This window comes from uncultured Amnibacterium sp. (assembly GCF_964250715.1).
Lineage (GTDB): Bacteria > Actinomycetota > Actinomycetes > Actinomycetales > Microbacteriaceae > Amnibacterium.
Genome location: NZ_CAXUGX010000003.1, coordinates 15,781 through 28,640 on the forward strand (window position 1 = coordinate 15,781; position 12,860 = coordinate 28,640).

The 12,860-nt window shown below is 69.7% G+C and carries 13 protein-coding genes; 4 read left to right on the forward strand and 9 right to left on the reverse strand.

The window, feature by feature from the left end:
• Positions 1 to 38 precede the first annotated feature (38 nt).
• Entirely contained in the window at positions 39 to 599 is a 561-nt protein-coding gene (locus ACFE7H_RS04170) for a histidine phosphatase family protein (RefSeq protein WP_375399959.1), read from the forward strand.
• 204 nt (positions 600 to 803) lie between these two features.
• Here the strand turns inward: ACFE7H_RS04170 and ACFE7H_RS04175 are convergent, their stop codons facing one another.
• Positions 804 to 1,442, reverse strand: coding sequence for a hypothetical protein (locus tag ACFE7H_RS04175; RefSeq protein ID WP_375399960.1), 639 nt, complete (start codon positions 1,440 to 1,442; stop codon positions 804 to 806).
• Positions 1,443 to 1,641: 199 nt separating this feature from the next.
• Here ACFE7H_RS04175 and ACFE7H_RS04180 point away from each other — a divergent pair, with 199 nt between their 5' ends.
• The 3 genes from ACFE7H_RS04180 to ACFE7H_RS04190 all read left to right on the forward strand — a co-directional run bounded on the left by ACFE7H_RS04180 (position 1,642) and on the right by ACFE7H_RS04190 (position 4,427).
• Positions 1,642 to 2,988, forward strand: coding sequence for a sensor histidine kinase (locus ACFE7H_RS04180; protein ID WP_375399961.1), 1,347 nt, complete (start codon positions 1,642 to 1,644; stop codon positions 2,986 to 2,988).
• The gene (locus ACFE7H_RS04185) at positions 2,985 to 3,656 is read left to right on the forward strand and encodes a LuxR C-terminal-related transcriptional regulator (protein ID WP_375399962.1); all 672 of its coding nucleotides are present in this window, start codon (positions 2,985 to 2,987) and stop codon (positions 3,654 to 3,656) included. The genes ACFE7H_RS04180 and ACFE7H_RS04185 overlap by 4 nt, the downstream gene beginning before the upstream one ends.
• A gap of 99 nt (positions 3,657 to 3,755) precedes the next feature.
• Positions 3,756 to 4,427, forward strand: coding sequence for an NADPH-dependent F420 reductase (locus ACFE7H_RS04190; RefSeq protein ID WP_375399963.1), 672 nt, complete (start codon positions 3,756 to 3,758; stop codon positions 4,425 to 4,427).
• An 8-nt stretch (positions 4,428 to 4,435) separates the two neighbouring features.
• On the opposite strand, the gene ACFE7H_RS04195 is transcribed toward ACFE7H_RS04190, so the two are convergent.
• The 8 genes from ACFE7H_RS04195 to ACFE7H_RS04230 form a co-directional block, all read right to left on the reverse strand.
• Positions 4,436 to 5,485 carry an NAD(P)-dependent alcohol dehydrogenase gene (locus ACFE7H_RS04195; protein ID WP_375399964.1) on the reverse strand — a complete coding sequence of 350 codons (1,050 nt, stop codon included), beginning with the start codon at positions 5,483 to 5,485 and terminating at the stop codon, positions 4,436 to 4,438.
• Between the two features lie 33 nt (positions 5,486 to 5,518).
• Complete coding sequence (locus tag ACFE7H_RS04200; RefSeq protein WP_375399965.1) at positions 5,519 to 6,397, reverse strand: DeoR/GlpR family DNA-binding transcription regulator; 879 nt, start codon at positions 6,395 to 6,397, stop codon at positions 5,519 to 5,521.
• Positions 6,394 to 7,158 carry a triose-phosphate isomerase family protein gene (locus tag ACFE7H_RS04205; protein ID WP_375399966.1) on the reverse strand — a complete coding sequence of 255 codons (765 nt, stop codon included), beginning with the start codon at positions 7,156 to 7,158 and terminating at the stop codon, positions 6,394 to 6,396. The genes ACFE7H_RS04200 and ACFE7H_RS04205 overlap by 4 nt, the downstream gene beginning before the upstream one ends.
• A gap of 183 nt (positions 7,159 to 7,341) precedes the next feature.
• Positions 7,342 to 8,346 (reverse strand): D-ribose ABC transporter substrate-binding protein, encoded by a 1,005-nt coding sequence (locus tag ACFE7H_RS04210; RefSeq protein ID WP_375399967.1) that lies wholly within the window; start codon positions 8,344 to 8,346, stop codon positions 7,342 to 7,344.
• A 46-nt stretch (positions 8,347 to 8,392) separates the two neighbouring features.
• Positions 8,393 to 9,523 (reverse strand): ABC transporter permease, encoded by a 1,131-nt coding sequence (locus ACFE7H_RS04215; RefSeq protein ID WP_375399968.1) that lies wholly within the window; start codon positions 9,521 to 9,523, stop codon positions 8,393 to 8,395.
• A 25-nt stretch (positions 9,524 to 9,548) separates the two neighbouring features.
• Positions 9,549 to 11,090 carry a sugar ABC transporter ATP-binding protein gene (locus tag ACFE7H_RS04220; protein WP_375399969.1) on the reverse strand — a complete coding sequence of 514 codons (1,542 nt, stop codon included), beginning with the start codon at positions 11,088 to 11,090 and terminating at the stop codon, positions 9,549 to 9,551.
• Positions 11,087 to 11,755 (reverse strand): DUF2291 family protein, encoded by a 669-nt coding sequence (locus ACFE7H_RS04225; RefSeq protein WP_375399970.1) that lies wholly within the window; start codon positions 11,753 to 11,755, stop codon positions 11,087 to 11,089. Before ACFE7H_RS04225 ends, ACFE7H_RS04220 begins: the two co-directional genes overlap by 4 nt.
• A complete protein-coding gene (locus tag ACFE7H_RS04230; protein ID WP_375399971.1) occupies positions 11,752 to 12,795 on the reverse strand; it encodes a zinc-dependent alcohol dehydrogenase family protein in 1,044 nt (347 codons plus the stop codon). Before ACFE7H_RS04230 ends, ACFE7H_RS04225 begins: the two co-directional genes overlap by 4 nt.
• Positions 12,796 to 12,860 lie beyond the last annotated feature (65 nt).

Here is a 12,860-nt window from a genome sequence, read left to right on the forward strand (position 1 = left end):
CCGTTCAGCCGTCGGGGCCTTCTCGGTAGCTTCGACGAATGTCGTGCTTCTACATCACCCACCCGGAGGTCATCGTCGATCCTGCAGTTCCGATCGACGAATGGGGCCTGTCCCGAGCCGGCAAGGAGCGCGCAGCCCAATTGTCCGGCCGCATCGCTGGCGAAATTCGAGTCGTGGTCAGCAGTGGGGAGCGGAAAGCGATCGAGACAGTAGCGATTCTGGCTGAGGCACTCGGCGTCAGTGTGTCGATCGATCAGGCGCTGGGAGAGATGAACCGGTCTGCGACCGGCTACTTGCCGCCTGACGAGTTCGAGCGGACCGCCGACGCGTTCTTCGCACACCCGGAGATTTCCGTGCGCGGCTGGGAGCGTGCAATCGATGCTCAGCGACGCGTCGAGACAGCGGTGCGAGGACATCTGCGTGACGGTCTCGAAGATGGGATCGCATTCGTCGCGCACGGTGGTGTTGGCGGCCTGCTCCTGGCCAGTCTCGATTCCGTTCCAATCAGCCGGACTCTCGATCAACCCGGCCTCGGCAGCTACTTCATGTTCGATGCCCGGAACTGGAAGCCGCTCTCGTTCTGGAAGCGAATCCAGTAAGCAGCCTGCCTGCTCAGCGGCGCGAACGGCGTGAGTGCCTTGCTGATCGACTGCAGGGCGGGCGACATCTCGCGGCTGAGGTTCGTTCCCGGCGTGACGCCCGGCCCGATCGCACGGAGTGCAGGTTCGGAAACTCGCGAGCGAGCGAGAACCCCGTAGCGAGGGCCGCCGGTCGATTCCCGGGATCGGCCAGATGGAGGCAGGTCAGGCGGCTGCCGGCACCCGGCGGTGGGCCTCCGCGGGGACGGCGGCGACCGGACGCGTCAGGACAGCGATCGTGCCGACTGCGACGAGCGCGCTCAGGGCCTCGACGGGGAGCGAGACGAAGGCGAAGGCCACCTCGACCGCGACCGCGATCAGATAGACGACCAGCAGCAGCCAGTGCGCGCGGCGGGCGCGGCGTAGGCCGATCCAGAGCAGGATCGGACCGAGCAGCCAGCCGAGCATCAGCAGCACGTCGAGCCTCCCGGCCCAGCCGGTTCCCGCGTCGAGCACGGTGGCCTGGGTTGCGGCGGGCAGGTGACTCACGAGGACGTCGGTCAGGTCGCTTGCGGCCCGGAAGCCGGCGTACCAGAGCGCGCCGGCGGCCAGCATGCCGAGCCCGACGCGGGTGAAGCGGCCGCCGCGGCCCTGCACGTCGGACCAGAACGACGCGATGGCCAGCACCGTGAGCAGGGCGCCGACGATGAAGGCGGCGGCAGCCACGTCGAGCAGCGCGGGCGCGGCCAGATAGTTGCGGACCTGCGCGGTCGCGGTGAAGCCGACCGACTGCACATCGGTGAGCTCGCCGACGGCGATGCTCACGGCGGCGGCGCCGAAGATGACGGGTGTTCGAGTCGACATGCGACTGTCCTTCCTGGACGGATCGGGGGATGCCCCTCTCGGGCACGGCCTCCATCCGAGCCTCCGGACGGCCGCTGCGCTCTGCAGGGCGATCCCCGTCGCGCTGCACCGCGGCGTCCATCCGACCGGGAGCGTGCTCCACCTGCGGGGTGGGGCGCACCCCACCCCGCGGCGGCCAGGCAGTGGGCAGACTCTCCGCATGAACGATCCCGTGATCGTGCTCGCGATGCTCGCGTGGCTGACGAGCGGGCTCGCCTCGGTCGTCACCGCACCCCAGAACCGGGCCGCGCAGTCGCTGCTGATGGTCGGAGTCGGCTTTCTCGCCTCCGTGCTGCTCGGCCCGCTGCTTGCGCAGGCCCCTCCCACGCCGTCCGGTGCGCTTCTGATCCAGCTGAGCAACGCGGGCTTCTTGGCCGCCGATCTGGGCGTCACCGCCCTGCTCGTCATCCACCCGCGCGGGGTGCTAGACCGCCGCTGGTACGGCCGGGCGCTCGCGGTCGTGACCGTCGTCGCTGCGCTGGCACTGTTGACGCTGACCGTCGTCGCTCCGAGGATCAGCGTGGACGGCAGCGGCCCGGGCGGCCGGACGCACGCAAATCCACTCGCGATTCCGCTGCTCGCCGGGCTGGAGCCGGTCGTCGACGTGTTCTGGACCAGCACGCTCGTCTGGCCGCTGGTCGGCGTCGTGGTGCTCGTCGACCGCCTGCGCCGCGCCGACCGCGCTGGACGCCGCGAGCTGGCGCCACTCGCCGGCGGCATCGCGCTGCTCGCGGTGCTGCTCGTCGCCCAGCTCGCGGCGATCCTGTTCCACATCGCCGTGCCTGATCCCGGCTTCCCGCTGGTGTTCCAACTCGCGATCACCGCCGTGCCGGTCGTGCTGCTGGCCGGCATCGCCCGACGCACTCGGGCGCTCGACGCCGACCTCGCCGCCTCTCGCACCCGCCTGATCACCGCCGAGGACCGTGCGCGCCGGGAGATCGAGCGGGACCTGCACGACGGCGTGCAGCAGCAGCTCGTCGCGATCCTGTCGCTCGTGCAGCTGGCCAAGCGGCAGCAGCGGCGCGACGTGCCGAGCGCCGCCGGCACGCTCGACGAGATCGCCGGGCACGTGTCCGACGCGATCGTCGACCTGCGCGAACTGGTCTCCGGCATCCGGCCGCCGGTGCTGCAGGATGCGGGTGTCGCCGCGGCGCTCGCCTCCCGCCTGCAGCGGCTGCCCGCGGATGTGCTGCTCGACGCCTCCGCAGCTCCGGCGCGCTGGGACGACGCCGTCGAGGCGGCCGCCTACTTCGTCGGCTGCGAGGCGGTGACGAACGCGCTGAAGCACGCGCCCGGTAGCCGGGTGACCGTGCGCGTGGTCGACACCCCGACGGAACTGGCGGTGGAGGTGCGGGATGCGGGTCCGGGTATCGCCGAGGGCTGGGCGCGGGGCCGGGGGTTGTCCGGGCTGCGCGACCGAGTCGTCTCGCTCGGCGGCGACTTCGCGGTCGCGGCCGACCCCCGCGGCGGGACGACGGTGACCGCGCGGTTCACGGCGGTGCCATGACGCCGCTCACGGTCGTGCTCGCGGACGACAACTTCCTGGTGCGCGAGGGCGTGCGCCGCCTGCTCGCGGACGGCGACGACGTGCGGGTGGTCGCCGAGGCGGTGACGGGGCCGCAGCTGGTGGCGCTCGCGACCGCGCATCGTCCCGACGCGGTGCTCACCGACATCCGGATGCCGCCGACGCTCGGTACGGAGGGCATCGACGCGGCCCTCGCCATCCGGGCCGCGCTGCCGAAGACGGGCGTGGTGGTGCTGTCGCAGCACGCCGACGCGGCCTATGCCCGCATGCTCTTCCGCAACGGGACCGCGTCGCTCGCCTATCTGCTGAAGGAGCGGGTCGCGGACCGCGATGAACTGGTCCGCGCCCTGACCGCCGTCGCGACCGGCGGGTCGGTGGTGGATGCGCAGGTCGTGGACGCGCTGATGTCGAGCGGTCGCCGCAGCGAGGCGTCGCCCCTGCACTCGCTGACGCCGCGGGAACTGGAGGTGCTGCGCGAGATGGCGCAGGGCCGGACGAACGCGGCGATCGCCCGCACACTGTTCGTCTCGGAGTCGGCCGTCAGCAAGCACATCACCGCCATCTTCGGCAAGCTCGGCCTTGCCGAGGACCAGCTCGTCGACCGCCGGGTGCGCGCCGTGCTCACCTATGTGACCGCGGCGGGCCGCTGACCGCACGAGCGCCTTCTGCCCCGATCCGCGACGACGGACCATGCGCGCGCAGGGACGAGTGTCCGGAATGCGAGCACACCGCTGCAGGTTGTGGGTCGCGTGAGCGAGGATATGGTTCGATCGGCGCTGCCGAAGCGCGTCGCGGTGCTCGGCGTGGGGCGGGTGGGGTCCACGATCGCGCGGCTGCTCGTCGCGGCAGGCTGCGAGGTGACCGTCGCCGCCTCCGGCGATCCCGAGCGCATCGAGCTGCTGACGCAGATCATCGTGCCCGGCGCCCGTGCCGACTGGGCGGCCGACGCCGTGCGCGATGCGGACCTGGTCGTGCTGGCGGTGCCCCTGCATCGCTTCACGAGCGTCGATCCGGCGATGCTCGCCGGCCACGTCGTCGTCGACGTCATGAACTACTGGGCGCCGATCGACGGGGTGCAGGCGCTGTTCGAGGACACCGACCGGGGCAGCAGCGAAACGGTGCAGGCGCACCTGCCCGGCGCCGTGGTCGTCAAGGCGTTCAACCACATCGGCTATCACGAGCTGGAGGAGCACGGGTCACCCGCGGGCGACCCGGATCGTCAGGCGCTCGGCGTAGCCGGCGATGATGCGAACGCCGTGCAGACCGTCGCGGCGCTCATCGACGCCTTCGGTTACGACGCGGTGCGCTTCGATTCACTCGCGGCGGGGCGCGCGTTCCAGCCCGGATTCCCGGTGTTCGGCGCGCGGCTCGATCGTCGGGCGTTCGCCGCCACGATCGACGGAGCGCTGCTCGCGGTGTAGCGCACGCTTCAGGCGTTCGGCGTCACGACCGACTTCAGCACGCCGGGCTGCGTGGTGCTGGCGAGCGCCGCCTCCACCTGCGAGAGCGGGAAGTGTCCCGTGACCAGGCGGTCGAGGTCGACCTTGCCCGACGAGACCAGCTCGATCGCGATCGGCCAGGTGTTGGCATACCGGAAGATGCCGGTGACCACCAGCTCGCGGTTCTGAATCACCGGGATCGGCAGTGCGATCTCGGTGGCGCCCATCCCGACCAGCACCACGATGCCGCCGGGCCTCACCGCGCGGATGCCCGACTGCACCGCGCTGGCCGCGCCGGAGGCGTCGACGAACACGTCCACCTCCAGGTGCAGGGCCGCGATGTCCGAGGCGAGCGGATCGATCGCCCGCGTCGCGCCGAACGTGAGCGCCTGCTCCCGCCGCGGTGCGGACACATCCGAGATGATCACCTCCGCCGCGCCGTACGCCTTCGCCACCTGCGCGGTGACGATGCCGATCGGCCCCGCCCCGGTGATCAGCACCCGCGTGCCGACCGTGAAGCCGCCCTTCTGCGCGGCCGCGATCGCGACGGAGAGGGGTTCGAGCAGCGCCGCCGCGTCGTCGCTGAGGGAGTCCGGCACGGGCCAGGCGAAGTGCGCCTGGATGGTGACGTACTGCGCGAAGGCGCCGTCGGTGCCGGGCACCGCGTAGAAGCGCACGTCGGGGTCGAGGTTGTAGTGGCCGGTGAGCGTCTCGCGGGAGGTGGCCGTGGGGTGCTGCGGCTCGATCGAGACCCGCTGCCCGATGCGGGCCGGATCGACGTCCGCCCCGACGGCCACGATGCGACCGCCCGACTCGTGGCCGAGCACCAGCGGTTCCTCCACGAGAAAATCGCCCAGGTAGCCGTCGTGCCAGAAGTGCACGTCGGAGCCGCAGATCCCCACCGCGGTCACCTGCACGAGCACTTCGTCGGCGGCCGGAGTGGGTACCGCTCGCTCCTGCAGTTCGATGTGCTGCGCGCCGAGCAGCACGCTCGACTGCATGGTCTTCGGCAGCACGGTGGTGGTCGTGGTCACGGTCATCGTGGTCTCCTCTCGAAAAGACGTCTTCTGTGATCAGTTCGCGTCGGCCGGCGAGCGGCCCGCATGGTGGCGGGACGCCACGACCACCTCGATGCCGTGAGAGCGCATCCGCTCCACGTGCTCGGGCGGCGTGCGCCCATCGACGATGATCAGGTCGAACTCGGTCAGCGACGCGAGCGCGTGCAGGGCGCGCTTGCCGAATTTGGTGTGGTCGGCCAGCAGGATGCGGCGGGCCGAGGCCTCGAACATGGCGCGCTTGATATCGACCGTCTCGAGCGTCTGATGGAAGACGGTGTCGTTGCTGATCGCGGCGGTGGACATGATGAAGGTGTCCGCCTGCAGCCGGGCGATCGCCTGCTGCGTCATCCGGCCCATGAAGGCGCTGCACCAGTTGTAGTACTGGCCGCCGAGGGCGAGCAGCGTGATCCCGCGCACCCCGGTCAGCTCGTTCATCAGTGGCAGCACGTTCGTGATGACCGTCAGAGGTGCCTTGCCCGGCAGGTGCCGCGCCATCTGCAGAGTCGTCGTGGAGTCGTCGAGCATCAGTGACTCGCCGGGCTCGATGAACTCGATCGCGGCGAGCGCGATCGCCTCCTTCTCCGCCCGTTGCCGGCCCGAGCGATACACGTCGCTCGACTCCACGAGGCTTGTGGACAGCGCCGTTGCGACCCCGCGGGACTTGCGCAGCAGTCCCCGACCCTCCAGCTCGTCGAGATCACGGTGGACTGTCATCTGGCTGATGTCGAAGCGCTCGGCGAGTTGCTCGATGCGCACGGCGCCCTCGGCCATCACCGCCTCGGTGATGGCTCGCTGCCGGGCTAACTGCCGGGACTGCCGGCTGTCCGTGGGCAGGTCGAGGGACACTCCGGTGAACTCCTCGTCCTCGCCGGACGGATCGGCGGACGCAGTCATCGTACCGACAGCGTCTCGTCGAGCACCCGGGCGACGGCGGCCGGATCATGGGCGGAGCGGCCGAGGAACAGACCGTCCGCTGCACCGTCGAGCTGCGGCAGCAGGCCCGGGCCGGCACTGCCGCCATAGATCACCCGGGTCGTGCCGAGTCCTGGTGCGACGGCGAGCCAGTCCCGCAGCCCGGCGGTGACGGTTCGGATGTAGTCGGCGCTGGCGGACTGCTCCGCTCCGATCGCCCACTCCGGCTCGTACGCGACGACGAGCTCGACGGCATCGTTCGCCGGGACGTCACGGAGGGCCGCTGCCAGCTGGGCGCTGCAGGCGGCAGCAGCGGCGTCCGGCGAGGTGCGCTCGCGCTCGCCGACGCAGAAGACCGGGACAAGCCCGGTGCGCACCGCGGCTGCGAGCTTGCGGCGCACGATGTGGTCGTCCTCGCCGAAGACCCCTCGTCGCTCGGCATGCCCCACCTCGGCGTACCGGCAGCCCAGGGCGCGCAGGTCGAGCCCGCTCACCCCGCCGGTGAACGCACCCCGGTCCTCCCACATCAGGTCCTGCGCCCCGACTGCGACCGCAGTCCCCGCGAACGCGGCGACGGTCGCCGGGATCATCGGGAAGGACGGCAGCACGAACAGCTCGACCCGGCCACTGAGGACGGCGTCGTGCTCCCGGGCGATCGCCGCGACGGCGCCGCTCCACGTCGCGGTCTCGGCGGGGGAGAAGTACATCTTCAGGCTGACGCCGAGCGTCACTGCGGCGGTCACGACGACACGGCCCGCCGGCGGCGGCGGACATCGGCGGGTGCCCCGCCGACCGCGGCGTCGGCGAGTTCAGCCGGGTCGTTGAACAGGGAACGCACGGGATGCCTCTCGCAGGCGCCGAATCGGACGAGACGTGTTCGTGCCGGCCGCAGCAGAGGCGCTGCGGCCGGCACGAACAAGGATGGGCTACTGGCCGAGCGTGAACGGATCCGTCATCTTGTCGACGTTGCTCTTGTTGATCAGGATGCAGTCGAAGGACTGCTTCTCCTGAGCGGGCTTGGTCCCCTTCGTGATGTAGGCGTTCGCCTCGTCCACAGCCTTCGCCGCGAACGTCGCCACCGGCTGCAGCACCGTGTACTGCAACTCACCGGCCTTGATCGCGGTGACGGCGTCGGGGGAACCGTCGAAGCCGCCGACCTTGACTCGGCTCAGCTTGCCCGCCTGCTTCAGCGCGGCGATCGCACCGAGCGCCATCTCGTCGTTGCCCGAGATGACGGCGGTGATGTCCGGGTGCGCCTGCAGGATCGACTGCATCTTCTGCTGCCCCTGCGTGCGGTCCCAGTTGGCGACCTGCAGGGCGACCCGCTTCTCGCCCGGATACTGCGAGATGACCGTCTTGTAGCCGTTCGATCGGGTGGCGGCGTTGTTATCCGACGGGGCACCGAACAACTCCGCGTAGGTCGACTTCGTACCGACGTCCTTCACCCACTCCTGCGCGCCGATCGAGGCGCCCTGGGCATTGTTCGAGACCAGCTGACCGAGCGCCAGGCCGGTCTGGTTGATCTCGGCGTTCACGAGGAACACGGGGATCTTCGCCGCGATGGCCTTCTTCACGTTGCCGATGGAGCCGGATGCGTTGGCCGGGTCGAGGATCAGGGCGACCGACTTGTTCGTGATCGCGGTCTGCACCTGGCTCGCCTCCGTGTTCACATCGCCTTTGCTGGCCGAGATCTTGGAGGTGTAGCCGAGTTTCTTCGCCTCTGCCGCTGCGACGTTGCCCTCGGTGAGCCAGTACGGGTTGGAGGGGTCGTTCACGATGATGGAGATGAGTCCTCCGGCCTTCGCGCCACCGGCGCTGGAGCTGCTGGAGCCACTGGAACCGGGGGATGCGGCGGTGCCGGACGCGCACCCGGCGAGTGCCACGGTGAGGCCGATCCCGAGCGCGAGCGCCCCTGCTGCTTTGCGAGCCATGCTGATTGTCCTTGTCTTTCGGTGTGGGACGCCGGTCGACTTCTCGTCAGCCGGCGGTCTTCTCGAAGGCGGACTGCTCTTGCTCAGCCTTTGCCGCCTTCGGGGAAGCGGGTGGGGGAGGGGTCGCGGCAGTGCCTGCGGCCTTCCTCCGCCCGCGGTACTGAATCGCGTTCAGCAGCACCGCGAGCACGATGACGGCGCCGGTGAAGACCGTCTGCACGTAGGAGGAGACGCCGACGATCGTCAGTCCGGCGGCCAGGAAGCCGATCACGAAGGCGCCGAGCAGGGTTCCCCGGATGGTGCCTCGCCCGCCGGTGAGCGCGGCGCCGCCGATCACGACCGCGGCGATGGCGGTCAGCTCGTACGAGGTGCCCTGGGTTGGACCCGCGGAGGTGAGTTCGGAGGTCAGGATGACGCCGGCGATCGCGGCGCAGACGCCCGAGATCACGTAGGCGCGGATCTTCACCCGACGCACTGGCACGCCGGACAGCTCCGCCGCACGCTCGTTGCCGCCGGAGGCGTACAGCCAGCGGCCGTAGACGGACCGGTTCAGCAGCAGGCTGGCCAGCACGGCGACGACGACCAGCACGTAGACGCCGGTGGGAATCCCGAGCAGGGAGTTGAAGCCCAGCCAGTCGAAGCCGGTGTTCCCGAGCGCCGGGTCGCCGTCCAGCCCGTTCACCGTCAGCCCGTTCGTGGAGAGCTCGGCCAGGCCGCGCACCACGTAGAGCATGCCGAGCGTCGCGACGAACGGCGCGACCTTGAGCCGGGCCACGAGCAGGCCGTTCACGTAGCCGATCAGGGCACCGACCGCGACCGAGATGATCACGACGACCCAGACGGCCGGGTACAGGGTCGCGCCGAACGCCTTGACGCCGTGCATCAGCAGGCCGGCGACCATGCCGGTCAGACCCAGGGTGGAGCCGACCGAGAGGTCGATGCCGCCGTTCAGGATCACCATCAGCATGCCGATGGAGAGCAGGGCGTACACCGACACCTGCTCGCACATCACGATGACGTTCGAGACGGTGGGGAACGAGGCGGGCGCGAGGATCGAGAAGATCGCGAAGATCACGATCAGGGCCAGGAACGCTCGGCCTTCGAGCAGGATCGCGCGCAGGTCGAGGCCGCGGAACAGGCCGGTCCGACCTGTGGACTCGGGATCAGTGGTCGTCATGGGTGCTGTGTGTCCTGCCTCTGGTTCAGACGACGACGGCTTCACCGGAGGCCGCCATGATTTCTTCCTTGGCCACGGAGGGCCCGAATTCGGCCGAGATGCGACCGCGACGCATCACAACGATGCGGTGGGCGATGCTCAAGCACTCGCCGACTTCTGAGGTGGAGTAGACGACGGCGAGGCCGCCGCGGGCGCGCTCGGCCAGCAGGCGGAACACCTCGGCCTTCGCCCCCACATCGATGCCGCGGCTGGGCTCGTCGAGCAGCATCACCGCCGGCTCGGTGGAGACGATCTTGCCGATCACGACCTTCTGCTGATTGCCACCGGACAGCGAGCCGATCATCGCCTGACCGCCGGCCGTTTTCACGTGCACATCGGCGATGCCGGCGTCGACCAGGCGCCGCTCGCTGCTGCGGGAGAGGAACAGGCCCCGCACGAACGATGTGACGCTCGCGAGCGACAGGTTGGCGCCTACGGTCATCGTCTGCACCAGCCCGTCCCGCTGCCGGTCTTCGGGTACCAGTCCCAGGCCGCGCTCGATCCGATCGCGGATCGACAGTCGCGAGAAGTCGCGGCCGTTCACGATCACGCGGCCGCCGGAGGTCGGCACCCTGCCCGCCACCGCCTCCAGCAGCTCCGTCCGCCCGGCACCCATCAGCCCGTAGATGCAGACGATCTCGCCGGCCCTCACCTGCAGCGACAGATGGTCGACGACGAAGCGGTCGTGGTTCTCGGCGTCGGCGACGCTGACGTCCTCGATCGACAGCGCGACCGGTCCGAAGTCGTACCCGGTCGGGGGCGTCCCCAGGTCGAAGTTGTCGCCCACCATGTTGCGGACGATCCACTGCAGGTCGATGTCCGCTGCGTCGGCGTTCGCCGTCATCGTCCCGTCCCGCAGCACCACCGCGAAGTCGGTGATCTGCAGCGCCTCCTCCAGGTGATGGGAGATGTAGACGATCGACACCCCGCGGGACTTCAGGTCGGCGATGACCTTGAACAGCACCTCCACCTCGGTCGCCGAGAGCGCCGAGGTGGGCTCGTCCATGATGAGGATGCGCGAGTTGACCGACAGCGCCCGGGCGATCTCGACCAGCTGCTGCTGCCCCAGCCGCAGGTCGGACACCTGTGTCAGCGGATCGATGCCGTCGCTCAGACCCGCCAGTACCTCGCGAGCCTGCCGCGCCTCCTCCCGGTAGTCGACGCCCGTCGCGGTGCGCAGCTCGCGCCCCATGAACATGTTGTCCCGCACCGACAGATTGGGGGCGAGGCTCAGTTCCTGGTGGATGATCGAGATGCCGCGGTCGCGGGCGTCGTTGGTGTCGGCGAAGGTCACGTGCTCGCCGTCCAGTTCGATGCCGCCTGAGGTCGGCTGCTCCACCCCGGAGAGGATCTTCATCAGCGTCGACTTGCCGGCGCCGTTCTCGCCGAACAGGGTCGTGACCTTTCCGCGGTGCACCTCGAAGTTGACGCCCTTCAACGCTCGGGTGCCGCCGTAGGTCTTCACCACGTCGTGAGCGCTCAGGACCACCTCCGGCCCGCTCGCGGAACGCGCATCGGTCGTACTCACTGCTGCACCGAGATGGTCGCGGGCGTGACGTTCCAGTTCTTCGGGTTGATTAGCTGGAAGACCCCGGTGACCGTGATCGTCTTCCCGGTGAGCTTCGGGGCTCCCGCCTTGGTCAGCACGACTTTCAACTGGTTGTTGATCGCCGATGCGGCGTCCTGGTAGGCGATCTGGTTCTCGAACTGCCCGAGGCGGATCTTGCCGGTCGCGTCGCGCAGATCGGTGCCGTTGATCGCGGGCCCCAGCTGCACGTTCACCAGCTGGTCCTTGGGCAGACCCGGCACCGTGACCGGGGTGAAGCCGGCGGCGGGGATCTTGCCCACGACACCGGTGAACTTCACGGGTACCTCCGGTCCCGCTCCGCCGTCGGTCGGCACGCCGTACTGCTTGCCGGCGGCGGCGGCGTCCTTCGCGATCGCCGCCTGCAGCGTCGTCGCGTTGACAGCCTTGCCCTGGATGTACTTCACCTGCACCGGGAACTGCTTCTTGCCGTAGGCGGCGGCGGAGAACTTGGCGGGCCCTTCGCCCAGGCTCGAGCCCTTCGGCACGATCTTGGTACCGAAGAACATCGCGATCAGCACCAGCACCACGACCGCTGCGGTGATGATGCGCCGGACCGTCGGCGTGAGACCCGGACGACGCGCACGCGTCGAGGTCGTGGCGGTCATGCGAACACCCGGGACTCGGTGTCGTTCGGGCGGATCTGCAGCTTGCGCCCCGTGCCGGCGCGGAACATCTCCAGCGCGTCCGCGTAGTCCTCCAGAGTGAAGGAGTGGCTGATCATGGCCTCGGGCTTGATCGCGCCCGCCTCGAACAGCTCCACCGCGCGGCCGAAGGAGTTGAGCACCGCCATCGTGCCGACGATCGAGATCTCGTCGCGGTACACCCGGAACGGGGAGTAGTTCGCGGTGCGGTCGGCCGGCGCGACGCCGAAGTCCTGGAAGAAGCCGGCCGGCTTCACCCGGGTCAGTGCATCCTCGATCGCCCGGATGCTGCCGGTGCAGTCGATGACGACGTCCCACTTCTCACGGCCCTGGGCGGCGCCGGCCTCGTCGGCGCCGGTGAAACGGTGCTGCACACCCACGTCGGCTGCGGCCTGCAGGCGCTGCTCGTTCAGGTCGACGACGGTGACGGAGGCGGCGCCGGCACGCGGGGCGAGCTGCGCCATCAGCAGTCCCATGGTGCCCGCGCCGTAGACCAGCACATGGTCGCCGAGGCGCCGCGGCAGCACGTCCCAGCCGCGGATCGCGCAGGCGAGGGGCTCGATCAGGGCCGCCTGGTAGAGGTCGGTCTCGGGCTTCAACTTGTAGACGTTGCCGGCCGGCGCGACGAATCGCTCCTGGGATGCGCCGTCGGACGCGACGACGCCCAACCCGTTCCAGAACCGGCAGAGGTTCTGATGGCCGTTCAGGCAGAACTCGCACTCCCCGCACACCGTGCTGGGGTTCACGGCCACATGGTCGCCGACCTGGAAGTCGAAGACGCCTTCGTTGACGCCCTCGCCGAGCTCGACGATGGTGCCGGTCGCCTCGTGCCCGGGGACCAGCGGAAAGACGGTGCCCTCGAACTCCCCGTCGAACACGTGGGTGTCTGTACCGCACATGCCGACCGCGGCGGTCTGGATCAGGATCTGCTTGTGCCCGGGCGCCGGATCGGGACGGTCCGTCAGGATCAGGCTGCCTTCGGACTCGAAAACGACTGCGCGCATCGGAAGGGGCTCCTACTCGGGTCGGACGCCCGTCATGGAGGAGGCGCCGGTGCGTCGGTTGCTGA